The following is a 23,633-nucleotide window of genomic DNA, read 5'->3' as shown; positions in this document are numbered from 1 at the left end:
CTCCAAGTCGTCAGTCGACAGCTCCAAGCTCCTCTAGCAAAGCAGCCGCTTCTTGACGTTTGTCTTTCCGTGCTATGCCGAGAGCGCTTAAGCCGCTGTCGTTTCGGGCGTTGATGTTTGCTCTGTGTTCGATTAGAAGCCGAATAAGGACCGTATCGTTATTGTGGGCGGCGCCTTGAAGCGGAGTCCAGCCGCCATGCTGGTTTGCGTTCACATTTGCGCCTTTGGCAAGCAGGAGCTCGACGATGGCCGCTTGCCTATGCGCGACCGCCGAATGAAGCGGCATGACCTTCATTTGGTTATGCGAACGCGCGTTGACGTCGGCTCCCTTCTCCAGCAAATAAGCGGCAACGTCCCTATGACCGAAAAAGGAGGCGAGGCCAAGCGCCGAAAAGCCGTCTTTCGAGATCGCTTCTACGTTCATGCCCGCCTCGTCGATCGAGGCGCGAACTTGCGCCAGATCGCCCAACGCTGCCGCTTCATGCAGGGTAAGCCGTACTTTTCTCGCCCGGATGAAATCAGCGATAGGAAGCGCTCCATAATAGGAAGCCAGCAGAATCGGGGAAATGCCGTTCTCGTTTTCGGATTCGGTTAAGGACGGATCGTTGCCGATCAGCGTTTGCACCGTTTCCAGATCCCTCGCTTTAATGGCGGCGAATAGGTCGTCTTCTTTGCTCACGGGATTCTCTCCTTCTGCTGCAGTCTTTCGGCTGCAAGATTCTACTAGATTCCAACCTCATGCTTGTTAACCCTAATGTAACAAACGGCCGCCTCGAATTCAATTTTCTATTTTGCGTAATTTCAGCAATGTCGGAATTAATAGATTCTTAAGAAAATGATGTTCATTTTTTGTAACTTTTTCCTTAGGTGCTTCGTCTATACTTATGGGAAACTATGGCGTCATGGACAGGTTCCTTATCTGAGACGCGAAATTACGGGAGGGTGGAGCATTGGCGTGGTTCGCTAGAAAGAAACAATCCCTGCAGGAAAATGGGGGGGAACCGAAGCGGCAGCGCTCGCAGGATGATCCGGAAGCTGTCGTTAAGCATGCCGCAGCGATTTCGCCAGCGTCCCAAGCCGGGTATGGCGAAACGGAACCGGGCGAACATGCGGAGCGAAGCAAAGCGAATGGCGCGATATCGGTTGCGGCCCCAAGCGAGCCGCTTCTCGTGGCGAAGGATGTTGAACGATCCTTTCAGGTCGGCAGCCAAAAGCTGCATGTGCTAAAGGGCATAAGCATGGAGCTGTACCCGAAACAGCTTGTCATGCTGCGCGGCAGATCGGGTTCCGGAAAGACGACGTTAATGAACCTAATCGGAGGACTCGACCAGCCGAACAGCGGACAAATCGTTTTTAAAGGGCAGCCTTTTCATTCATGGAGCGACGAGCAAAGAACCGAAGTTCGGCGGCAGGAAATTGGATTCATCTTCCAATCATACGCGCTAATGCCGTTACTATCCGCATACGAGAACGTGGAATTGTCGCTCCGCATGGCCCGAGCGCCGCGTTCGGAGTGGAAAGCGCGCGTGCAGCACTGTCTGGAGCTGGTCGGACTAGGCAAACGGATGCATCATCGTCCGTTCGAACTTTCAGGCGGCGAACAACAGCGTGTCGCGATTGCCAAATCGATTGCCCACCGGCCTTCGCTTCTGCTCGCAGACGAGCCGACGGCCGAGCTTGATTCCCTGATGGGTGCACAGGTTATGCGCGTTTTTCGCAGCATTATCGAAGAAGAACAGGTTACGATTTGCATGACGACACATGATCCTACGATTTTGGAGGTTGCCGACCATGTATTCGAAATGGTGGACGGAAAATTCAAGCAGTACGAAGTTTAAAGGAAAGAGGATGCTGGTCGGCATCGTATGCATAGCGCTGCTCGCTTCTACGGGATGTTCGCTGCTTCCGAAGGAAGCGGAGGAAGAAGCGCTGCCGACGATCAGCCCTCCTAAGCTGTCGCAGAAGCCGACTTACGTGGTCAAGACCGATACGCTCGAGACGAAAGTGCGCGGAGCCGGCAAAATGATGGCAGTCAATGAAGAAGATATTTTCTTTACCCAGGATGGCAAGAGGATTAAAGAGATATACGTGAAGAGCGGCGATGCCGTGCAGAAAGGACAGCCGATCGCGGAGCTCGACGTTTCCGATATGGAGCGCGACCTGCGGCAGAAGCGTCTGCAAATCCAGAAAGAAGAAATCGCCATGATCGAGAAGCTGCGCGGGGCTACCGAGAAAACCGCAGAGCAGCTGGAGCAGGATCGTTTGGATTTCGAGCTGAAGCGGCAGGAACTCGTCAAGCTGGAAGAGGACATAGCCAAAGCCAAAATTACGGCCCCTTTGTCCGGAACGATCGTTTCCGTCTCCATGAAGAAAGGCGATATGTCGAAGGCGTATGAATCGGTTTCGGTTATTGCGGACTTGTCGGAGCTGGTAGTTGCGGCGACGATCTCCGCAGAGGACCTGAAGAAGGTAGCGGTCGGCATGGAAGTAACCGTCGACATTAACGCAGCCGGCTCGCACAAGGGCAAAGTCAAGCAGCTTCCAAGCGGCAAAACGCAAAACAATAACAATAACGGCGGCTTTTATCCGGGAGACGGCGGCGGCGGGCAGAAGCCGAAGGATTCCATCGACAATTATTTGGTCGTCCAACTGGATAAAGTGCCTGATAATGTAGTGCGCGGTACGCCGCTCAGCGTGGCGGTTATCATCCAGCGCAAGGAGAACGCGGTGGTTATTCCGCTTGCTGCTCTTCGTTCGATTACCGGCCGCAATTACGTGCAGGTTATTGACGATAAGGGAAGCAAACGGGAAGTCGACGTGGAAATCGGGCAGCAGACGCCGACGGATGTGGAGATTGTCAAAGGGTTGACGCCTGGCCAGAAAGTCGTAGGTCGATAATGTGATGCCGATGCTGCGATTTTTAGCCCGAAAAATGTGGAATACCCGCTGGCTGACGATCAGTTCGCTGATCGGATTAATCGTCGCCGTCGCGTTCACAACAAGCATTCCGATGTATGCGGACGGCGCGCTGAAGCGGGTTGTCGCCAAATCGCTCGAAGAGAAAAGCGACGGCTTGCCGGCCGGCTCGCTGCTCATGCGTTACCAGGCAACCGGGAACAACAGGCCGGACCTGGCCGCCTTCGACGACGTCAATTCGTACATTCGCGAACAAATCCCTAAGGACATCGATTTTCCGCAAGCGGCATATGCAGGCGTTTTCTCGATACGCGGAGGGCAGTTGACGCCCGAGGATCCGAAAAAAGCCGAGGCAGGCAAAAAGCGGCAAATGACACTGACAACGCTATATGGCCTCACCGAGCATACGGAGCTGTCGAGCGGAGCCATGTTTGCGGATAAATCGGCAAGCGGGATTATCGAAGCCGTCATTCTGGAGGAGGCGATGTTCCGTAACGACATGCATATCGGCGACGTGTACACGTATCCTCTGCCTGTCGGCGTAGCGGGCTCCCCGCTGAAAGTAAAGATCGTCGGATCGGTAAAGCCGAAGTCCGATACAGACCCGTATTGGTTCCAAGGAATGGAAGGGCTGCTGAATACGCTGATGATCAGCGGCGATACGTTCAGGAACGAGCTGCTCGGCACCAAGAAAATTCCGCTGAATATGGCGAACTGGTACTATGCATTCGATTTGCGCGACATCAAAACGAGCCAGCTTTCTCCTTTGGAACGGAAGCTGGGCAAGCTCGAGCTGACGCTCTACGAGAAGCTGAAGGATACGAAGGTCGATTATTCTTTCCTGACGATGCTCGGCGAGTTCCGTCAGCAAAGCTTGCAGCTCCAGCTGCTGTTGTTTACGCTCGCAGCGCCGATGATCGCCATGGTCTTTTACTATATCGTGATGAACGCCAAGCAGTCGCTGGACAGACAACGAAGCGACATAGCCGTGATCCGTTCGCGGGGCGGCAGCACGCGGCAAATTATTTGGATGTACGTGCTGGAAGGCTTCCTATTGGGCGTCATTTCGATGATTATCGGTCCGATGCTGGGCTGGTTTATGGCCAAGAGCATCGGTTCTTCCAGCGGTTTTCTGACATTCGTCGACCGTAAGGCGATTCCGGTCGGGTTTACGCTAGAATCGCTCATGTATGGCGGAGTAGCCGTTCTCCTGGCGATCGTGGCCAGCGTCATACCGGCTGTTATGTACGCTAAAGCATCGATCGTCAGCTATAAACAGCAGCTTGCGAGAGCGGATAAAAAGCCGTTCTGGATGCGTTTATATCTCGACGTCGCGTTGCTCGGTCTTTCCGGCTACGGCTGGTATTTGTTCCAAGAACGACAGTTTTTATCGCAGCAAACCGGTTTGTCGAGCGATCAGCTGCAGGTGCAGCCGCTTTTGTTTTTCGTGCCTGCTCTATCGATATTTGCGTTCGGCTTGTTCTTCTTGCGCGTATTTCCTTGGCTGCTCCGATTCTTCGGATGGCTCGGACGCAGATTTTTGCCGGTGCCGGTTTATTTGACGCTGACGCAGCTGTCGCGTTCCGCAAAATCCTATTACCCGCTCATGCTGCTTATGATCATGACGCTCGGTCTCGGCGTGTACAACGCCTCGGCGGCGAGGACGATCGATTTAAACTCCACGGAGAGAGTCTTATACCAATACGGTACGGACGTCATCATGCAGCCGGCTTGGGAAGGTGTCACCGATGATCTGCCTACGAACCAACAGCCTCAAGGAGGCCAAGGAGGACAGGGGGGTCAAGGAGGCCAAGGCGGCCAAGGCGGCCAAGGCGGCCAAGGCGGCCAAGGCGGCCAAGGCGGACAGGGCGGTCAAGGCGGTCAAGGGGGCCAAGGCTCCGGCGGAGGCGGCTCCGGTCAAGGCGGTCAGGGCGGAGGCGGGGAAGCGCCGTCGTCGCCCGTCCGTTACTTGGAACCTCCGTTCCAAGTGTTCGAGGAGCTGGAAGGCGTCGAAGCAGCGGCACGTGTCTTGCAAACGAAAGGAAATGTCATCGTTTCGGGACGTTCCGTCGGAACGGGCATCGTCATGGGGATCGACAACGATAAATTTTCGAAGGTGGCCTGGTTCCGCCGTGATCTGTTTCCTGCGCATCCGTTTCAGTATTTGAATTTGCTGGGCAATTACGAGCAAGCGGTTATCGTGCCGAAGGCTTTCGCCGATAAATACAATCTTCAGCCCGGGAATCTGGTGACGCTCGCCATTTCCCAGCAGGCCGTCGAGTTCGTAATCGTAGGCGTGTTGCCTTTCTGGCCTAGCCAATATCCGGATACTTCGCCTTTCTTCATTACGAATCTGGATTACATTTACGATCAGGTTCCGATGATTCCATATGACGTCTGGCTGAAAATGAAGGATGGAGCGAAGCTGGCTCCGATGCTCGAAACGCTCAAACAGAAAAAGATCGACCTTCGGGCGGACGTCCAGGATGTGCGCATCGAGCTGGCGAAGCAGAAGAAGCATCCTTCGCGCGGCGGGGTATTCGGCATTCTCAGCTTGGGCTTCCTCGTTTCCGTTCTGGTCTCTTTCATTGGATATGTGCTCTATTGGTTCTTCAACCTGTCGAGCAGAGTCGTGCAATTCGGCGTCCTGCGGGCGATGGGACTCAAGAAGAGGCAGTTGACCGGCATGCTCCTAATGGAGCAGCTGTTTACGGCCGGTTTATCCATCGCGTTAGGCATCGTAATCGGAAAGTTGGCTAGCCGACTGTACTTGCCGTTCCTGCAAACCGCGGAGGATGTCAAAAAGCAGGTGCCGCCTTTCCGTATCGTATTCGATGCGAAGGACACGTTCCAGCTTTATATCGTGATCGGGGTCATGATGGCCGCCGGAGCAGGGCTGTTGTTCATGAACATCAGGCGTCTGCGCGTCCATCAAGCCGTTAAGCTGGGAGAGGAGAGATAGCCCGATGATTGTCTGCGAAGGACTCGTCAAAATATTCAAAACCGACGATCTCGAGGTCGTCGCTCTCCAGGGATTGAACATTACCGTCACGCCGGGTGAAATCATGGCGATTATCGGAAACAGCGGAAGCGGCAAATCGACGCTTCTGAACATTCTCGGAGGGCTTGACCGGCCGTCGGCTGGAACCGTGCGCGTAGGCGAGTGGGATTTGCTGAAAATAACCGACGACCAGCTCGTCGATTACAAACGGCGGACCGTCGGCTTTATTTGGCAGAACAACGCCCGCAACCTGCTGCCTTATTTAACGGCGCTGGAGAATGTGGAAATGCCGATGATGCTGGGAGGCAAAGTCGATCGGGCGTATGCCAAGCAGCTTCTGGAATGGGTAGGACTGAAAGACCGGATGTATAACAAGCTTCAGCAATTATCCGGCGGGGAGCAGCAGCGGGTGGCTATCGCCATCTCGCTGTCCAACCGCCCGGGTCTGCTGCTTGCCGACGAACCGACAGGCTCTGTCGACTCGCAAACATCCGATATGATCATGGATATTTTTCGCCGGCTGAACAAGGAACTCGGCATTACGATCGTTATCGTAACCCATGATTTATCGCTGGCCGGCAAGGTTGACCGCGTCGTAGCCATACGCGATGGCATGACGAGCACCGAGTTTGTCAAAAGAAATGCGGAATCGAGCGAGTCAGGCGAACTGCATGAGAAAACCGCGATCGGTGAAGGGCACGAAGCGTTCGTCGTGCTTGACCGTGCGGGACGGCTGCAGGTTCCGAAGGAGTACTTGGAGGCGCTGGAGATCGACGGGAAGGCGACGATGGAGTTTGACGGAGAGAAAATAACGATTCGCGCGCCGAAAGTTCACGTCAATCAATAGCTACAGTTTTATAAATAGGGGAGGAACCGAAAGTGTTGAAAAAATGGACGGCTGCTACGGTAGCCACGATTCTGAGCGTTTCCACGCTTGCCGCGTGCACCAAATCCAGCGGAGACGATAAAGAGGAGCGCGTGCTGCGTATCGCGACCAGCTTCGGCTACGGCGACGACAGCGAGTATCTTCGCAGAGATTTTACCGAGATATTCGAGTTTGCGAATCCGAATATCAAAATCGAGTTCATTCCGACGAACGACGACCGGTTCATGTACAAAGCGCCGGGACCGAACGAGAAAATGCAGGATCCTATGGAAAAGCTGAAGGAGGTCATGCAGGGAGAGAACCCGCCCGATATCGTCATTACCGGCTTTGAGCAGCTTCCGGAGCTGATCGAAAGCAACATGCTGGCACCGCTCGATCCGCATATAACCAAGGACAAATTCGATACGTCCGGTATCGTTCCTCTTGTTCTCGACGGAATCAAAGGGCTCAGCACCGACGGCAAGTTATATGCAATGACCCCGACATTCTCTTCGCCGGCACTTATTTATAATAAAAAAATGTTTGCGGATGCAGGCGTCGAATTGCCGAAGGATAACATGACATGGGATCAAATGTTCGATCTGGCTCAGCGTCTGACGCGCGGAGAAGGGGCTGACCGCAAATACGGTTTCTCGTTCAGCTCGCAGTCATACGGCGATATATTCAACTCTATGAACATTTATACGAATCCTCTGCAGCTGCGTATGTTCGACGATACGGGCGACAAGATGGCGGTCGACAACGATCAATGGGAGCAAGCTTGGAAGCGGCTCATCGATCTGCAGAAGCAAAACATTATGCCAGGGGCGCCCGATCAAAGAAATCAAAATCTCCGTGAAGATCCGAACGACTACAACCCGTTTGCGTACGACGACTTTTTGTCTGGCCGCGTAGCGATGACGATCATTCAATACTACGATCTGACTCGCATCAACAACGCGAACAAAAATGCGACGAACATCAAAGGATTCACCCCGATCGATTGGGACATCGTTACCGTACCGAGCCATGCGGAAGCACCCGGTGTCGTAGCGAACATCGGGATGAATGGGGTTATGGGGATCAATACGAAAGCCGGTAACGTGAACGATGCCTGGAAACTTATCAAGTTCATTAACGGCGTGGACTGGGCGAAGCTTAGAGCCAATAGCTCGAGCCAAATGGTTTCCCGTAAAGACTACATTAAACCGAAAGCCGGTCAAGAATACCATGTTGAAGCGTTCTACAACGTGAAGCCTTCGCCGGTGCAGAACGAGTTCAACAAGTTTTATCGCCAAAAACCAAACATCTGGATGGTTCAGGATCTCGCCCGGAATGAGTTTCAAGCGGCGGTTCAAGGGACGAAGTCGGTCCGGGAGGCGCTTAAATCTTGGCAGACGAACGGCGATTTGATGCTTCAGCAAATCAAGGATAACCCGAACGGGCCGGTTGATATGGGAATGTTCCGCGGCAATGCGGTTGCGGTACCTGCAGGTTAAGAACAAATAGCCACTATTTCGAACAAACTAGCTCTAGCAGTGGCGCGTTTCTTCCTTTATAGTCGACGTATCTGCGTGCGTTTCGCGGAGCTTCGCCTATCGAAGAGCGCGCCGCAACCATAACCGGGAAGGGGAAACCACAACATGAAGAGACACTATAAGAACCGTATTGCCGTTGCAACCCTGGCATTTGCTTTATCGACGGGGACCGTCTTGCCTGTCTTCGCGGACGATGGCGCAACTGCCGTCCAAAGCGATACGATTGCGCCGCTCCAGGCGATCGGTTCGATTTCGCTTAGCGCGAACAGCTATATCGAGCTGAAGCAAGCGGCTATGATGCCGGGAGACGACGGCAAAACGGTCGTGTTTACCGTGACGTTCACGAATGGCGACGACAACGAAATGCGTTTCATCGATTATTGGGTACGATTGAACAATTCAGCCGGAACGGCATTTTCGGTCAACTTGCTGCCGCAGGACAAAGAGAAGAACGTTATCCCGGCGCACAGCAGTATGGATGTTAGCTTTTATGCCAAAGTAAACGAGTCGACCGACCTGAGCGATTTGAAATTCAAAATGATTAAATGGGATTTCTCCGCGCCGAGTTACGAGAGGACGCTAGGCACGATCACGGTGCCAAGCGACTACTCGCTTGATACGCCGATCGGTCAAAGCCGGATTCTTTCGCTGGCCGGCTCTTCGTTAAAAACGAATGTAAAGAAGGTAGCCGTAAGCAAGAATGACGATTACTTTTTAACGAGCGTTTCGCTGCAGATGGAGAATGCGGGCATGAAAAGCATAACGCTGCCAGGCTTATCCTATGCAATCATGACCTCCGAAGGATTGGTCTATCCGCTTTCTGAAGCCGGTTCCCCCGCAACGCCAGACAAGCCTGCGCCTTCTCCTACGATCGCGCCAAGGGTGAAGAAGGATGTGCAACTGACGGCATCGATTCCTAAATCGGTAAATCCGGAAGGCTGGAAGCTTGTCATTACGAATAAAATCGACGATAAAATCGGTTTCATACCGTTAGCCTATTTCATGCTGCCGGCTTCGTCGACGGATACGCCGACCGCTCCGATCAACGAAAAGCGCCCGATCGACATCAACGGTACGACCGTCAATACGGGGATTTCCCGCGTTTCGATGAGCAAGAACGACAAGGACTATATGGTGAACTTATTTTTCACTCTTGAGAATAACGGAAGCAGCGCGGTTGCGGTCAAAGGCTATCAATTCGATCTGCTTACGAAAGACGGCTTGACGTATCCGCTTGCGCTGGATACGCCGGAATTTACGCTGAACCCGAAAGCGAGCAAGGAAGTTCAGCTTTCCGTCAGCATTCCGACGTCGGTCAGTCTTGAGGATTTGAAGCTGAACCTCAAAACGGCGAGCTCGGGCAACGACTATCCCGTAGCTTCCTATTCGGTACCTAAGGCGACGACGAGCGACGTATCGCTTGGCATCGAATATCCGTACGACGGAAAGGCGGGTTCCTATACGGCCAAGCTGAACTCCGTTCAACGTCTGCCTTGGGAAGATCAGGATATTCTTTCGGCTGAAGTCTCGATCGGCAACAAAGGAAGCGCGTCTCTTCCTCTCCCGGCGTTACAGGGCTATTTCTTGCTTGACGGCGGCGTGAAGGTAGAAGCCGTACTCAGCAAGCAGGATAATGTCATCTCGGTACCGGGCCAATCCGGCGTCAATTATATTTTGTACGCTAAAGTCCCTTATACATCGGTATTTTCCGATCTTAAGCTGGTCTTGCAGGATAAGGTTGACGAGAAGACGACAAGTAAGGTTGCGGAATTCAAACACAATTCCGATCTGCTGCGGATCCCGCAGGTGGCGAAGGATCAAGTGCGCAAGCTGACGGATACCGGAAAGTCGGCCGAGCTGAAAATCAGTCAAGTGCAGACTTACGCCAGCACCAATTCGGATTTGTTCTACGCCGAGCTGGAAGTGAAGAATACCGAGAAACGCGCAGCGTCGGCGGGCAAGCTGGCCGGTTACTGGAAAACGAAGGACGATATGTATTATCCGGCCTTCTTCAGCGGCATCACGCAAAAAATGGCGCCGAACGGCAAGGCGATCGTCGCGATTTGGAGCAAAGTGCCGAAGGGTTACAGCATGGCGGATATGAGCCTTGTTTTGGGCGAGGCGATGGGAAGCGCCGGCGGAGGCGACGGCAAAGGAACACCGACGACCGACGCTTATGTGCGCGCATTCGGCATGCAGCTTCCTGACGAGGCAGCCTCCACGGTCAAGTCGAATCTCGAGGGACTTAAAGTGGGCGGCTATACGGTATCGCTCTCCAATGTGAAATTGGTGCCGCCGACGGATAAGAATCTCGAGCTATCGTTCGGCTATACGCTGGCCAAGTCCAACGATTTACTTCCGGAGCTGTCGGACGCCAATCGTCACAAGCTTGTAATGGAAGTTGTGGATTCCCAACAAAAATACGAGCAATCGTATGACCTTGACGTTAGCGGATCGGCGGCTTCGTGGAAGATCGGCACAAATACAGCCGGTTTCAAAGGAACGGCGACCGATTTTATCGCGAACCGGATGAATCAATCTCAAACCTATACGATTAACATGTATGCCGAATTCGACGGGCACCGCAAACTGCTTGCCACGACGACCAAAGGCTGGTTCGAGAATTATAACTAAATGGTTCGAGCTGCAAGCCGAGAGCATCCCTGTGTCGCTTACCAAGCGGATGGGGATGCTTTTGTTCTGGATAGAGTAAGATCATAACCTTTTATGTTATGATGAGAATAGTTTACAGCAAGCGTAACTAAGCTCGATCTAACGGAAAACAGGCAATGGAACCGGAGAAAGCGGGGATTTGAGATGAACGATACGGTTGACGCTCGCATCGTCGAACTGCTGCAGACAATTAGACCTTGGTTTTCGCAAGAAGACGCATTGTTGATCGATTTGGCAAAACATCAGCCGGATGCAAGGCTTGCAGTCGCAGCCGCACTGCTCGAATCCGGTCAGGATAAGGAAGGAGAGCTGCTGCTGGGCAGCATCGTCCGTATGGGGGACAGCGCTCAGCCGGGACAGGCGCAATCTGTTTTTCGGGCGATGATCGAACTCGCTTATCGGAAGATGGAGCAGCTTAACTATGACGAAGCGGAAGATTTGCTGTGGAGAGCGCGCCATCATGAAGGCGCAGACGGGCAGAGCGATTTCTCGAAAGCAGACGTATCTCTGCTAATCGCGGAATGCCGGTTCGGGCAAGGCTTTATTCAGGATGCGATCGACCGTGCCGAAGAAATATTACGGAAGCAGCAAAGCGACCGGGCTAAACCGGAAGCGCTCTCGCGCACCTACCAGCAGCTCGGCTGGTTTACCCTGCACAAGGCGGATGTCCCGGCCTCGCTGGCCCACATGAAGCAGGCGATGAAGCTTGCCCCTGCGCTTGACCGCGAGCTTGTCGAAGCGGGCCTGGAAGCGGAGCAGGGCCGTGATTTTGCGAAGGCGATCGAACATTATTTTGATTCGATCCGTTTTGAAATATGATATGATGGTGGTACGTCTTTCGAAAGGGGAGATTGGGATGAAACGCAAAGTGCACAGCAACGAGGTAAAATCGGCGGTCCTTCGAAAATTAAGCGAACGAGGCGTGGCGATCGAAGACATCGCTCATATCGTGTTTCAAATGCAATCCCCTTACAACCCCCATCTGAAGCTGGAATCCTGTATTGAAAGCGTGAATGCCGTACTCGAGAAGAGAGAACTGCAGCATGCACTCCTTGTGGGAATCGAACTCGATATACTGGCGGAGAAAAATATGCTGTCCGAGCCGCTTCAATCTCTCGTAGAGAGCGACGAAGGTTTGTTCGGTTGCGACGAAACGCTTGCACTGGGTTCCGTTCTCGGCTATGGCAGTATTGCGGTAACGACGTTCGGGCATCTCGATAAGCATAAAATCGGTATCATTCAAACCCTCGATACGAAGGTCGGGAACGGCGTACACACGTTTTTGGACGATCTTGTAGCCAGCATCGCGGCGTCGGCATCCAGCAGAATTGCCCATAAGCAGCGGGATAAGGAAGAGCGTGAGGCGGCATTAGGCGAACCCGGAAGTGAAGCAAGCGCGGGCTGAAGCATGGCGCCTAGAGGAGTCCGAGAGGCGGACTTGAAAAGCACTAAAAAACACCTTTCTCGCAACCTAGCGATAAAGGTGTTTATCTTTTGAAGGCATTTCCACACTGATGGTGGGCCCTGAGGGACTCGAACCCCCGACCAATCGGTTATGAGCCGACCGCTCTAACCAACTGAGCTAAGGGCCCTTATGTAGGAAATTTTGGTTGCGGGGGCAGGATTTGAACCTGCGGCCTTCGGGTTATGAGCCCGACGAGCTACCGGGCTGCTCCACCCCGCGCCATTCGTACCGACTACTTGGTTGTTAGCGGCAAAAATAACTATACAACATTCTCAAAGAGAAAGTCAAGAATAAAATTTACATACACTTTATAACAAATAACGGACGCCGAATCGTCCTTTTCGCGATTTATAGACTTCAACCGAGTTGGGGCACTCATAGCCGTAAATCCACCAATCCTCTTCCATTCGCTTCGCAAGACAGCCTGCCTGAAATTTGCTGTCATACAGCTTGGACCAGTATACCCAGTTCATGATCGCACCTCGCTTTATTTGTTCGTTACTAGGATATCCAATTTTTCGGTTTGTTACCAATATTTCGCCCCGTGTAAACGCAAAAACCTTCTCGCGTCTTCACGACGAAAGAAGGTTTATTTGAACGATTCAGAAAGGTGATCTCCGCTGATTGCTCATCGTCTCGGCAAACGCACGGCATCAAAAGACGCCTCCTTGGAAACAAAACTATTCGTTCCAGCCGCTAATATCATCGATACGGGCAAGCTCATCCGCCGTGAACGATAAGTTTTGCAAGGTCTTCAAACTGTCTTCCAGCTGACTAAGCTTCGAGACGGCGGTAAGGACGGAGGTAACTTCCTTATGCCTTAAAATCCACGCCAGCGACATTTGGGCTAGCGATTGATCGCGCTCTGCCGCTAGCTCATGAAAGGCTTTAATTTTACGCAGCTGCAAATCGTCGATTTGCTCCTTGCCTTGCTTGCCGAAGCGGGATTCTTTAGGCACGCCCTCCAAATATTTGTCGGTAAGCAGGCCTTGCGCAAGCGGGCTGAAAGCAATTAAGCCGTAGCCGTGCTTGGCTGCGCTTTTGAGCAGGCCGTCTTCCATTTCGCGCCGAAGCAGATTATAGACGGGCTGGTGGATCGTGAGGGGAAACCAGTTTTTCTTATCCTTAAGCTTGATGCTCGCTTCCGTAGTTTCGGGCGAGTAGTTGGACACGCCGCCGTACAGCACTTTACCTTGCTGAATAAGCGTTTCCAGGGCGCCGTGCGTTTCTTCGAGCGGCGTATTCGGATCAAAGCGGTGTATGTAAAAAATATCGAAATAGTCGACGCCCATCCGCTTTAGGCTTTGATCGCAAGATGCGATGATCGACTTGCGGCTGCCCCATTCGCCATAAGGTCCCGGCCACATCAGATAGCTTGCTTTGCTGGAAATAATAATTTCGTCCCGCGGCAAATGCTTCAGGATTTTGCCTCCGATGATTTCCCCGTTCCCCGGCGGCGTACCGTAGTTGTTCGCAAAATCGAAGTGGGTAATGCCTGCGTTAAAAGCCGCATAAAAACAGCGCTTCGCTTCCTTCTCCGCTTCGTAGCCGCCGACCGTTTGCCAGCCTCCTAGTGAAATGACAGGAAGCTTCAAGCCCCATTTGCCGCACTGCCGGTAGGGCATATTGGCATAACGCATTTCATTGAATTCCAAGACGAACCGCCTCCCGCATAATTTCTCTCACGACATCCCATTTCCTTCAAGTGACCTATTGCCTGCTTCCATCGTACATCAATCAGGTATATTGTCAATCCGTTCGATTTTCCACGCTTCATTCACAGCCTTGCGTTTCAGGATAAAACGTAGCGTACGCTTGACTTTCTGCCGGTTATGCAGGGTAACGACCGTTTTTATCGGTATTTCGAGATCAACGAGAGCGGAGCTGTCCGCTGATCGCACAGGCGGCGTCAAACGGTGAATCGACTCGATGGATGGATCGTCATTCCCTTCGGCGCTAAACCGATCTCGGGCTTCGGGCGCCAGCATCAAGGAAGCGGTATGCCGGTCATGCTGGTTCAGTGCGCTCATAAACAGATCAACAAGCTCATAAGGACTTCGTTCGGCCAAGTATGTGCGCAACATGCCTGCCGCTTTCATCACCATTAATTGATGCGCGGGATCGAGACTGCCTGAACCGTGCGTGACGCTGTTTTGAAAATGAATGCAAAAATGTCCGCTGAACTCGTTGTCGGGAATTCCGTCTCCGCCGTGCGGCATCCCGTGCATCGATCCGGCGATCCGCTCGCGGTCCTTCAAGACGAGTATGGCCCGGCGATTCCAGCTCCAGGCACCCCCATAGATTTGCTTCATGATCCGCGTATCTTCCTTCGTGACGGGCTGAACGTCCGCATGGCTGCTGCCGGCTCTTCGCTGGGCGCGGAAACGAAGTCCCGTCTCGAGATCCACGACGGTGACGATATCTTTTTTGGCGACGATCTGCTTCGCTTGCTCCCAAGGGACCAGTTTGCCATAGTGCACCGCTCTTAGCTGTTCGGCAGAACGTTTCAGCTGTTCGCGAAGCTGCGGCGTCGGCAGCATAACCTGGCCGGCTTGCTTATCTACTAATTCCCCGTTCTCAGCGAGAACGTATGTTCTTTTTCGTCCTGCAGCATCGATCCAACCGATTTCGACGTCGCTGTCTTCGCTGCGGTTAAGTTCAATCGGTTCAAGCGCAGAAACGGATTTAGACAGCTTGGCGGAATAAATATCGAGTCGCGTTTCGAAAGCTGCTTCAGGGGAAGTCCGCACGGTAATGCTTAGCGGTTTAACGGGTTCTTTTTCGCCATGAACGACTGCCGGCAAACCGAAGATGACAAAGGCTGCCAAAACAATCGCGCCCATAAACAGACGAAGGCCGATAAACGTAAAATGCCGATTTTTACACATAGCATCCTCCAAAGTCTCGCCTAAAAGCGTATGGTTTAACGGCTGCGCGCATGCTGCAGGGAAGTTTAACACATACAGTTTTTGCTGCTCCGGAAAAACTATGTACACAAAGAAAGACGATCATTCGATTTCGCATGGGCGAGGGTCGACGATCGTCTTTACACGTAAAGAATCAGAAATATTATTGTGCTTGTTTAATCGTTACGTTGTACGAAGAGGCTACAAATGTGGACGCCTTCGCTTCCGTTATTACCTGCGGATACATCCGGCCCGGCTCCGGCGTATGCAAACTGTAACTGATCACGGCTTCATTCCCTGTGAATGCGATGCCGTCGATCGTTAACCGGTAGCCCGGGTTCGGCCTTGTTCCCCATGACAGCGTAACTTTATTAACCTCGTCGTTCACTTTCTCGCTCGATACCGTTACGGTATGCTCCGGATCCGGTTGATTCATGGTCGAATGCTCCTTTACGAAAACGATTGCGGCATGGAGCATCGCTGCTGCCTCGCCGCGGGTAACGGCTTTCTGAGGATAAAACTTCCCGTTCTCGTCAAGCTTTGCTATTTTGGCAATTAGCAGCTTCTGAATGCTTTCCATTCGTCCTTCCGTAACCTCGTCGCCGTCTTTCATAACGACGAACAACTCGATGAAGGCATAATCTCCGGTCTTAAGAAGGGCATGAAACAACAAATCGGCAAAGAGCTCCCGCGTGATCGGCTTGCTTGGATCGATATCTTTCGCGAGCGGCAATCCGTTCAACTGCGCCACGATGAACGATTGAGCATACCATGCGTCGTTAGGGACGTTCGTGAAGTAGTCGCCGGCAAGCGGTTCCTTAATGAACCGGATATGATCGATATTCAGCTTCATGCCTTTGACGATGAGATGAACGGCTTGGGCATTCGTCATGGATTCGTTCGGTTTGAACGAGTGCTCGTCAACGCCGCTTACGATACCGTCCCGTTCCAGCTGTTCGATGGCTGCTTTCGCGGGATTTCCGTTCAAATCGTTGAACGCGAAGGCGGAGCCGGCCGCAGGCAATAGGAGCAAGGCGACTAACAAGGGGAGCAATAGTTTTATTTTGGGTAATATCATTACTTGAACACCTCCGTCCTTCTTGACGGTGAACGACTCTATAATGTTGCTTATTCTTCGCTCATTTTTTCGAGTCGTGCGGCTCTGTATTCGGTTGGCGTCATTCCTTCCTGCTCTAAAAAGCGTTTGTTGAAGTAACTGGGGTTCGAATAGCCCGATAAGGCGGATATTTGCTTAACCGGCCAGTCGATTTTCTCCAGAAGCAGCTGTTTCGCCCTTTGCAGCCTGCAGAGGGTCACGAATTCCATCGGCGTCATCTGCGTCAGCTTTCGGAACAGCCTGCAAAAATAATAGACGCTGACCCCGGCCTTCGCCGCCCACTCCGAAAGCTCGAACGGCAAATGAGCCTGCTGCTGGATTAACGGCAGCAGTTGGGCGATGCGGTCCGTCACCTCCGATCCTTTGTTAGGCGTTAGGGGAATGGCTTGACTCATGAATTCGGCGATCAGCCCGTAGGTCATCGTCGATAAGCGGGTAGCATGGAGCAGCTTGTGCTGCTCGGCTTCCTCCAGCAGCGTCTGATGCCATTGTTCCCATTCCGCGCTTCTTTTGAGTGTCCAAATGGTGGAGCGATGGAAGCCGCCTTCGATGAGCAGCTCCCTTAGCTTGGTGCCGTAAAAATGGATCCAGCGCACGTCCCAAGGGTCGTTCTTGCTGCTGTAGTAGCGCTGCTCGTCATCCGGAAAATAAAGAAAGGTGTCGCCGGCCGTAAGGAGCCGCTCCGTTCCTTCTTCCTCTACGAACCCGGAGCCCTCCACAACGACATGGATGCTAAAGCTGTTTAGAGCGCCTGGCTGCCTGATGACGTGATGCTCGGGAAAATCGCTGTATCTGCCCACCGATTCGGGAAAACAAAAGAGCGTGGGTTCGGATAATGTCGGAAAATATACATGACGTCTTTTAGCCGATTCCATTCGGGTCTCTCCTTGAAGCAATATCGTTATATGCTCGCATCGTATAGGAATATGTTCAGTTAAAATCAAAATTGCAAGAAATGCAATATCCGGGCTGCAAAATAAGCGGTTGGTTGCAGGTTTTTTTGAAATGTCGGAAAGTCTATCCTCTATGATTGCTTCATTACTCGGCAAACGCGCGGCACGAAAAGGACGCCGAAAGGCGTTTATCCTTGACACCGATTCTGATAAAATGGTTTGTGGCTCGCAGATTTGATCGAATCGGGCTGCATGTATCGCCGTTTGCGGGAAGGAAGGACAACCACGATGACATCAAAGCAGCTGTTGGCGGTATTAGGAGTAACGCTCGGCGGCCTGGCCGCGGCGTACGGGCTTGGAATGCCGCTTGCGTCAGGCTTCGCATTCGGCTTGGCGGCGCTTTACGCACGGGTATGGAAGAACGTGGCGAAGCCGATTGACCTGCTGGGAAGTATGCGGAGAGGCGTTTCCGGCACGCTGGGTGTCGTTTGGATTTTGGTTCTTGTCGGGCTGCTGATTCCGGCATGGACGGCGAGCGGTACGATTCCCTTTATGATAGAAACGGGTCTCAAACTGCTGGATCCCGATCATTTCTCGTCAGCGCATTTCTTTTTGCCGCACTGATTTCCATGATCTTAGGGACTTCGACGGGAACGCTTAGCGCCGTAGGCATCCCGCTAATGGGAACGGCAGCTCTTCTCGGCATTCCGCTGCCTGCCGCCGCAGGCGCGCTCGTATCCGGAGCGTTCATCGGGGATCGGACCTCGCCATTCTCAAGCGCTCATCAATTGGTCGCTTCCTCGGCCGGAATCGGCACCGCTTCGTTGTGGAAAGCGCTGCGTCTGACGACGGCGGCTGCCATTCTATGCACATTGCTGTTTTATGCATGTCTCGATGCTTTTGCCGGTTGGACGGGAAAGGGCGGGGGAGCGCCGGAAACGGTTTCCTTCGCCGGCTATTTCCGCTATCATCCGCTGCTGTTGGTTCCTCCTTTGGTGCTTGTCGCTGCGATTTTGTTCCGGATGAGAACCAAATATGCATTTATGCTGTCTATAGGGGCAAGTATCGGGATAGGGACATGGCTGCAAGCGATTTCCCTTCCGCAGTGGCTGGACATGCTGTGGAGCGGGTACGGCGCAGCCGAGCTGCCGTCCCTTCAAACCAATGGCTTATGGCAGATGGCGGGGCTGGTTGTGCTTATAGCGCTTGCGGGAGCATATAACGGGATTCTGGAGGAAAATAGGCTGCTTCAACCGTACATTGAACGATGGATCGGCCGATCCGAAACGATGGCAAGCTTGACGCTGCGCTCGGGACTGTTCGGGCTGGGACTAGGTTTGGTATCCTGTACGCAAACGCTGCCGATCATGATGAGCGGAAGCGCGCTGCAGCCCATTTGGTCCAAATCCTTCGGCAAACAGCAACTGGCACGCGTCGTCGCGGATACGAGCCTGGTATTTGCCGCCATGGTTCCGTGGAATATGCTTGCCATCCTATGCGGCACCATTGTCGGCGTACCGGTAGAAGGCTATGTGCCGTTCGCCGTATTTTTGTGGATCCTTCCGTTGTTGACGTTGGCGGTGAGCGCAGTCAAAGGACGCACGGAAAGCAAGGCGCTGCGTAAGGCATGAACCATGAGGAAGCTGGATAAAAGGAAAATATGAAATAGTTGTTGACAAAGCGGTACAACCCTGATAAAGTAAATAACTGTCGACACCAGTTCGATAGCAAACAAATGTTCGGCTTGCCGCCGTAGCTCAACTTGGTAGAGCAACTGAATCGTAATCAGTAGGTTGGGGGTTCAAGTCCTCTCGACGGCACCACTTTTTCAACTAGGTAAATAAAGAAAAAAGTAGTTGACAAAGAATGAAAGACTTGGTAAGATTGAACACGTTGCTGCAAAACATGACCTGGTAGCTCAGCTGGGAGAGCACTATCTTGACAGGGTAGGGGTCGTCGGTTCGAACCCGGCCCAGGTCACCATAACTTAAACGCTAAAACCCCTTGATGGATAAGGGGTTTTCTTTTTTTGTCCGATAAAGAAGTCAAGGGCCGGTTCCCATCTCTGTGACGAAATACCCTAAAATAGATTTTCGTACGTACACACAACAATAATGATAATCTAGAACGTTATAGAGCTGATTTCCGTTTTCGTTAATCTTGCCCTTCTTGATAGGTACCGTGAAGGCTTCAATGGGATTTCCCCTGAAGAATATAACTCTTCTTACGGATAAGTCGGGCGAAACCGACGGCAGTAAAATAAAAATAATCAATGCTAGAGACGGAATAATCACTTTTTTTCTAATCGTACTCCCTCCTTGCCATACGTATGATTTTACCAAAAAAAGGTTCAATTGTAACCTCCATCCGATTCGGCAATCAAAGTGTTTTCGCAAAAAATACGAGTAGGCAGTCACTCCCGGCCCATTGTATCAATACCTTAAGAATATAAACCTACAGAGGTGAGATCATGGCTGTTGTAAAGGCAAGGGATTCCGATATCGACCTGCTTGCGAGACTGCTGCGCGCGGAAGCGGAGGGCGAAGGGGAACAAGGGATGATGATGGTCGGAAACGTGGGCATCAACCGGATCATCGGGAACTGCTCGGACTTCAAAAATATCCGCACGATTCCGCAAATGATTTACCAGGAGCATGCGTTCGAAGCCGTCCAGCACGGTTACTTTTATCAAAGACCAAGGGATAGAGACAGGCGTTTGGCCAGACGGGCGGTAAACGGGGAACGCTTGTGGCCGTCAAAATTCAGTCTCTGGTATTTCAGGCCTGAGGGTGATTGTCCGCCGACCTGGTACAATCAGCCTCTTGTCGGCAGATTTAAGAAGCATTGCTTCTTCGAGCCAAGAGCCGGCGAATGCGACAGCATCTACAACACGTACTAAAATGCGGCAGGCTTTATGCATCCTTGCACAGGGCCTGCTTTTTTTTCTACATAGAGTAAAACCGGATTAGCCAAGCGCCGAGTGAGCCTCCGGCACAAGAAAGCTATGGGCTAGCAGGATAAATCTGCTATAATAGAAGGAGCTTTTCGACTATAACTCCGGAAGGGGCTTTTTTTGTGGCCTTTATACAATGCGACTTTGCTTCGGAGACGCTAGGCCTGGCTGTCTCCATGAATGTCATTTTACCTCAGCGCACGTCTCAGCAGATCGGAATGAACGGCAAGGCCGGCGAAGGCAAGCATCCGACTTTATACCTGCTGCACGGAATGTCGGACGACCATACGATCTGGATGCGCAGAACCTCGATCGAACGCTATGTGTCCGGTCTTGGTATCGCAGTCGTGATGCCTGCCGTGAACCGGAGCTACTATGCCAATATGGTTACGGGTCCTCAATATTGGACTTTCATCAGCGAAGAGCTGCCGAAGCTGGCGAGATCGTTCTTCCCGCTGTCGGACAAGCGCGAGGATAATTTTGTCGCCGGCTTGTCGATGGGCGGATACGGAGCCTTTAAGATGGCGTTAAGCCACCCGGAGCGATTTGCGGCGGCCGCGAGCTTATCTGGCGCTTTGCTTACGGATTGGCTGTTCGAAACGCGTCCGCATGAGGCTCGGCTCATATTCGGCTCCAAGGAGCAGTTTGCCGGCAGCGAGAACGATCTGATCGCGCTTGCGGAAAAAACGGCAGGCAATACGCAGGTTTCTTCGCCGCTTCTTTATCAATGCTGCGGCACGGAAGATTTCCTATATGCCGAGAATGCGCAGTTCCGCGAGCACGCGAAGAAGCTTTTTCTTCCCCTAACCTACGAGGAAGAACCGGGGACGCACGAATGGGGCTACTGGGACGCGAAAATCAAAAGAGTGCTGGAGTGGCTTCCGCTTCGGACATAAGCCCCATTTCTGCCGAACTACTGCATAAGCCCTATGCCAGCTTTGTCCCAAAGGAATATTCTGTAATGATCCGGCATCGTGGAGTCCGGAAACGCACAGAAGGGGTGAGGCGGAGTGGGGCTTTATCCGGTCAATTCGGTTTGGGTTACCGGCTTGCCCAAGATCGCATACAGGTTGGGCGTAGGCAAGTGGGAAGGGGTTGTCATGCATTATACGGACAACTCGAATAGTACGGCGTGGAACGAGCGCGCCTATATGGCTACGAATTACGATAATGCTTTTGTTCATGAATTTATCGATCCGAACGTGATTCTACAGGTTGCCGATCCTCATTATTTGGCGTATGGCGCAGGTTCCCCGGCGAACCAGAGATTCGTCCATCTGGAGCTGTGTGTTGCCAAATCGCAAAGCGATTTCGACAAGTCCTTCGATATGTGGTGTCAACGTGCCGCTTTTTTTCTGAGCGAACGTAAATTACCGGTTGACTCCGCATCCAGCGACGGTTCGGGTACGCTTTGGGCACATGCCGATGTAACCAGATGGCTAGGCGGAACGACGCACATGGACCCGATTGCCTATTTGAACAAATGGGGAAAATCGTGGCAGGATGCGGTCGATACGGTGCAGCGCCACTACGACCTGATAACGGGGGTGGAAGAGGCTATGCTGAAACCGGAGGATGCCAATAAGCTGATCGATACGTTTTTATCGCCGCTATGGTATTTTGTCGGCTCGGACGAGGATAAAGAAGAAATTCACCGGCTTGCGAACGAGCTGCGCAAAGCATCGGGTCAACCCGAGCAATAATAGTCAATCCCCCATTGGCAGCCGTTTATGACGCCGCTTACCCGGCGCCATTTTTTTTGTACTTTAATTTTTTTTAGTTTTTTTGATTCATGCGTGAAACTACCGATTATTTACTGCTGTCTATATCTACAGAACCAATAAATACAGCAAAAGAAGGAATTGGTAGCGTTTTCGTCGAATCTTTTCTGGTAAGAAAGTCCACAAACGCCGTGACATAATGACAGTTACTAACATAATCCGGAGGCTTTCATGCAAAAAGGGTTCTTAAGCACCGCTTTGATCGGGGAAGAACGGCGGGCGACGCGACTGTTTCTATCCTTGTTCTACTTAATCAGCATCGGCTACGATATCGTCTACAACCTGATTCTTCCGGTCATGACCGGAGGCATTCCTAGGCTCGGGATAGTCAGCAGCTTCAGCGGGATATGGCTAAACGGACTCCTGCTCTGCTTGTTGCCGATCGCCCTCTACCTCATGAGAATCGATAAGCCTCAGACGGTCAAATACATGTATTTGTACGTTTATGTCTGCCTTAGCGTGATAGCGGAAATCGTCCATTATTACGGTAATGCGGAACAATATCATGGCGGTAATATTATCGAATTGTTTCTTGTCCTGTTTACGCCGATATTCGTGAACAAGCGGTTCTTCTGGACCGTTTCATGCGGAATGGCGCTCAAGTACGCCATCGTCGGCATAGGCATTCAATATCCGTTGGTGCTCGTACCGATCGCGCTTATTATCGCTCTTTCCGTCGTAGCGTACCTGCTGCTGAATATTTTCGAAGGGTATGTCAAGTCGATTACGGCTTCCTACAGCAAGCAGATCGACAGCATCGTGAAAGGGATCGTCGCCATATTGGAGCTTAAGGATCCTTATACGAGGGGACACAGCGAACGAGTCGCGCACTACTCGCTTTTGCTTGCCCGGAAATTAAACCTATACTCCGAAGAAGAGCTAAACTCCTTTTATTATTCCTGTTTGCTGCACGATGTGGGGAAAGTGAATATTCCCGATCATATTCTAACCAAGCCCACGAGCTTGACCGAAGAGGAATATGAAGTCATCAAGACCCATCCGTGCGTAGGGGTAGAAGCGCTCAAAGGGATCGACGGCTTGCAATGGAGCGCGGACGTCATCAAATATCATCATGAGCGTTGGGACGGCAAAGGATACCCCGAGCAGCTGAAAGAACGGGACATCCCCTTGCTGGCGCGCATCACGACGATAGCGGACGCCTACGACGCGATTACGACGCACCGTTCGTACCGGCCCGCATTGCCTTCCGACGTTGCATATGAGCGAATTTGCCAAGGCAGCGGGAAGCAGTTCGATCCGTTTTTGGTAAATGTGTTCAAAGAAATATATCCTGTTTGGATAGAACTGGCATCGAGTTTCGAGCGACGGCCGGACATGCATGCTTTCGAACAAGCTGAAACTTCATGAAGGGGGTGATCCATGTGAAGATCCGTAAATTGCAAAAGATCAAAACTACCTGCTGGTGGTGTTTCTGGGCACCTCGTTGATTGAAACGGAATCATTCGGCAAAAGGATGCCTTAACAGGCATCCTTTTGCATGTTGACAAATGTTTGCGGTCCAGCT

20 protein-coding genes and 4 tRNA genes are annotated in these 23,633 nt (G+C 52.2%); 16 read left to right on the top strand and 8 right to left on the bottom strand.

The window, feature by feature from the left end; genetic code table 11:
- Nucleotides 1-10: 10 nt before the first annotated feature.
- Nucleotides 11-679, bottom strand: coding sequence for an ankyrin repeat domain-containing protein (locus ACKGJP_RS23400; protein WP_409341206.1), 669 nt, complete (start codon nt 677-679; stop codon nt 11-13).
- Between the two features lie 457 nt (nt 680-1,136).
- Here ACKGJP_RS23400 and ACKGJP_RS23395 point away from each other — a divergent pair, with 457 nt between their 5' ends.
- The 8 genes from ACKGJP_RS23395 to ACKGJP_RS23360 all read left to right on the top strand — a co-directional run bounded on the left by ACKGJP_RS23395 (nt 1,137) and on the right by ACKGJP_RS23360 (nt 12,398).
- Nucleotides 1,137-1,838 carry an ABC transporter ATP-binding protein gene (locus ACKGJP_RS23395; protein WP_409347236.1) on the top strand — a complete coding sequence of 234 codons (702 nt, stop codon included), beginning with the start codon at nt 1,137-1,139 and terminating at the stop codon, nt 1,836-1,838.
- Entirely contained in the window at nt 1,792-2,898 is a 1,107-nt protein-coding gene (locus ACKGJP_RS23390) for an efflux RND transporter periplasmic adaptor subunit (RefSeq protein WP_409341205.1), read from the top strand. The genes ACKGJP_RS23395 and ACKGJP_RS23390 overlap by 47 nt, the downstream gene beginning before the upstream one ends.
- 4 nt (nt 2,899-2,902) lie before the next feature.
- A complete protein-coding gene (locus ACKGJP_RS23385) occupies nt 2,903-5,878 on the top strand; it encodes an FtsX-like permease family protein (protein WP_409341204.1) in 2,976 nt (991 codons plus the stop codon).
- Between the two features lie 4 nt (nt 5,879-5,882).
- On the top strand, nt 5,883-6,764 hold the full coding sequence (locus ACKGJP_RS23380; RefSeq protein ID WP_409341203.1) for an ABC transporter ATP-binding protein: 882 nt from the start codon (nt 5,883-5,885) through the stop codon (nt 6,762-6,764).
- Between the two features lie 32 nt (nt 6,765-6,796).
- Nucleotides 6,797-8,281, top strand: a complete 1,485-nt coding sequence (locus ACKGJP_RS23375; protein WP_409341202.1) for an ABC transporter substrate-binding protein — start codon at nt 6,797-6,799, stop codon at nt 8,279-8,281.
- Nucleotides 8,282-8,425: 144 nt separating this feature from the next.
- Nucleotides 8,426-10,954, top strand: coding sequence for a hypothetical protein (locus tag ACKGJP_RS23370; RefSeq protein ID WP_409341201.1), 2,529 nt, complete (start codon nt 8,426-8,428; stop codon nt 10,952-10,954).
- Nucleotides 10,955-11,137: 183 nt separating this feature from the next.
- Nucleotides 11,138-11,812 (top strand): hypothetical protein, encoded by a 675-nt coding sequence (locus ACKGJP_RS23365; protein WP_409341200.1) that lies wholly within the window; start codon nt 11,138-11,140, stop codon nt 11,810-11,812.
- 37 nt (nt 11,813-11,849) lie between these two features.
- Entirely contained in the window at nt 11,850-12,398 is a 549-nt protein-coding gene (locus tag ACKGJP_RS23360; protein ID WP_409341199.1) for a phosphatidylglycerophosphatase A, read from the top strand.
- A gap of 110 nt (nt 12,399-12,508) precedes the next feature.
- On the opposite strand, the gene ACKGJP_RS23355 is transcribed toward ACKGJP_RS23360, so the two are convergent.
- The 7 genes from ACKGJP_RS23355 to ACKGJP_RS23325 form a co-directional block, all read right to left on the bottom strand.
- Nucleotides 12,509-12,585: transfer RNA gene (locus ACKGJP_RS23355), tRNA-Ile, on the bottom strand.
- A gap of 15 nt (nt 12,586-12,600) precedes the next feature.
- A tRNA-Met gene (locus ACKGJP_RS23350) sits at nt 12,601-12,677 on the bottom strand.
- Between the two features lie 89 nt (nt 12,678-12,766).
- A complete protein-coding gene (locus ACKGJP_RS23345) occupies nt 12,767-12,931 on the bottom strand; it encodes a hypothetical protein (RefSeq protein WP_409341198.1) in 165 nt (54 codons plus the stop codon).
- A 207-nt stretch (nt 12,932-13,138) separates the two neighbouring features.
- Nucleotides 13,139-14,113, bottom strand: a complete 975-nt coding sequence (locus ACKGJP_RS23340) for an aldo/keto reductase (protein WP_409341197.1) — start codon at nt 14,111-14,113, stop codon at nt 13,139-13,141.
- Between the two features lie 78 nt (nt 14,114-14,191).
- Entirely contained in the window at nt 14,192-15,346 is a 1,155-nt protein-coding gene (locus tag ACKGJP_RS23335) for a hypothetical protein (protein ID WP_409341196.1), read from the bottom strand.
- Between the two features lie 181 nt (nt 15,347-15,527).
- A complete protein-coding gene (locus ACKGJP_RS23330) occupies nt 15,528-16,442 on the bottom strand; it encodes an S-layer homology domain-containing protein (RefSeq protein ID WP_409341195.1) in 915 nt (304 codons plus the stop codon).
- 50 nt (nt 16,443-16,492) lie between these two features.
- Nucleotides 16,493-17,356, bottom strand: a complete 864-nt coding sequence (locus tag ACKGJP_RS23325) for a helix-turn-helix domain-containing protein (RefSeq protein WP_409341194.1) — start codon at nt 17,354-17,356, stop codon at nt 16,493-16,495.
- Between the two features lie 306 nt (nt 17,357-17,662).
- Here ACKGJP_RS23325 and ACKGJP_RS23320 point away from each other — a divergent pair, with 306 nt between their 5' ends.
- From ACKGJP_RS23320 to ACKGJP_RS23285, 8 genes are all read left to right on the top strand, one after another.
- A complete protein-coding gene (locus tag ACKGJP_RS23320) occupies nt 17,663-17,998 on the top strand; it encodes a hypothetical protein (RefSeq protein WP_409341193.1) in 336 nt (111 codons plus the stop codon).
- 5 nt (nt 17,999-18,003) lie between these two features.
- The gene (locus ACKGJP_RS23315) at nt 18,004-19,005 is read left to right on the top strand and encodes a Na+/H+ antiporter NhaC family protein (RefSeq protein WP_409341192.1); all 1,002 of its coding nucleotides are present in this window, start codon (nt 18,004-18,006) and stop codon (nt 19,003-19,005) included.
- A gap of 115 nt (nt 19,006-19,120) precedes the next feature.
- A tRNA-Thr gene (locus tag ACKGJP_RS23310) sits at nt 19,121-19,197 on the top strand.
- 84 nt (nt 19,198-19,281) lie between these two features.
- A tRNA-Val gene (locus tag ACKGJP_RS23305) sits at nt 19,282-19,357 on the top strand.
- A gap of 487 nt (nt 19,358-19,844) precedes the next feature.
- A complete protein-coding gene (locus tag ACKGJP_RS23300; protein ID WP_409341191.1) occupies nt 19,845-20,273 on the top strand; it encodes a cell wall hydrolase in 429 nt (142 codons plus the stop codon).
- A gap of 176 nt (nt 20,274-20,449) precedes the next feature.
- Complete coding sequence (locus ACKGJP_RS23295) at nt 20,450-21,223, top strand: alpha/beta hydrolase (RefSeq protein WP_409341190.1); 774 nt, start codon at nt 20,450-20,452, stop codon at nt 21,221-21,223.
- 114 nt (nt 21,224-21,337) lie between these two features.
- Nucleotides 21,338-22,030 carry an N-acetylmuramoyl-L-alanine amidase family protein gene (locus tag ACKGJP_RS23290; protein WP_409341189.1) on the top strand — a complete coding sequence of 231 codons (693 nt, stop codon included), beginning with the start codon at nt 21,338-21,340 and terminating at the stop codon, nt 22,028-22,030.
- A 249-nt stretch (nt 22,031-22,279) separates the two neighbouring features.
- Complete coding sequence (locus ACKGJP_RS23285) at nt 22,280-23,476, top strand: HD-GYP domain-containing protein (RefSeq protein WP_409341188.1); 1,197 nt, start codon at nt 22,280-22,282, stop codon at nt 23,474-23,476.
- The last annotated feature ends 157 nt before the right edge of the window (nt 23,477-23,633 follow it).

Origin of the sequence: Paenibacillus litoralis (assembly GCF_046244365.1) — a bacterium.
In the GTDB taxonomy this organism is placed as follows: domain Bacteria; phylum Bacillota; class Bacilli; order Paenibacillales; family NBRC-103111; genus Paenibacillus_V.
The sequence above is the reverse complement of the archived record's forward strand: the minus strand, read 5'-3'. Positions and strand labels throughout refer to the sequence as shown.

Bases quoted from the DNA above. Each gene is read 5' to 3' on its own strand.
- ACKGJP_RS23390 (WP_409341205.1), top strand. From the start codon at position 1,792: ATGTATTCGAAATGGTGGACGGAAAATTCAAGCAGTACGAAGTTTAAA.
- ACKGJP_RS23385 (WP_409341204.1), top strand. From the start codon at position 2,903: ATGCCGATGCTGCGATTTTTAGCCCGAAAAATGTGGAATACCCGCTGG.
- ACKGJP_RS23380 (WP_409341203.1), top strand. From the start codon at position 5,883: ATGATTGTCTGCGAAGGACTCGTCAAAATATTCAAAACCGACGATCTC.
- ACKGJP_RS23370 (WP_409341201.1), top strand. From the start codon at position 8,426: ATGAAGAGACACTATAAGAACCGTATTGCCGTTGCAACCCTGGCATTT.
- ACKGJP_RS23365 (WP_409341200.1), top strand. From the start codon at position 11,138: ATGAACGATACGGTTGACGCTCGCATCGTCGAACTGCTGCAGACAATT.
- ACKGJP_RS23360 (WP_409341199.1), top strand. From the start codon at position 11,850: ATGAAACGCAAAGTGCACAGCAACGAGGTAAAATCGGCGGTCCTTCGA.
- ACKGJP_RS23345 (WP_409341198.1), bottom strand. From the start codon at position 12,931: ATGAACTGGGTATACTGGTCCAAGCTGTATGACAGCAAATTTCAGGCA.
- ACKGJP_RS23335 (WP_409341196.1), bottom strand. From the start codon at position 15,346: ATGTGTAAAAATCGGCATTTTACGTTTATCGGCCTTCGTCTGTTTATG.
- ACKGJP_RS23330 (WP_409341195.1), bottom strand. From the start codon at position 16,442: ATGATATTACCCAAAATAAAACTATTGCTCCCCTTGTTAGTCGCCTTG.
- ACKGJP_RS23325 (WP_409341194.1), bottom strand. From the start codon at position 17,356: ATGGAATCGGCTAAAAGACGTCATGTATATTTTCCGACATTATCCGAA.
- ACKGJP_RS23320 (WP_409341193.1), top strand. From the start codon at position 17,663: ATGACATCAAAGCAGCTGTTGGCGGTATTAGGAGTAACGCTCGGCGGC.
- ACKGJP_RS23315 (WP_409341192.1), top strand. From the start codon at position 18,004: ATGATCTTAGGGACTTCGACGGGAACGCTTAGCGCCGTAGGCATCCCG.
- ACKGJP_RS23300 (WP_409341191.1), top strand. From the start codon at position 19,845: ATGGCTGTTGTAAAGGCAAGGGATTCCGATATCGACCTGCTTGCGAGA.
- ACKGJP_RS23285 (WP_409341188.1), top strand. From the start codon at position 22,280: ATGCAAAAAGGGTTCTTAAGCACCGCTTTGATCGGGGAAGAACGGCGG.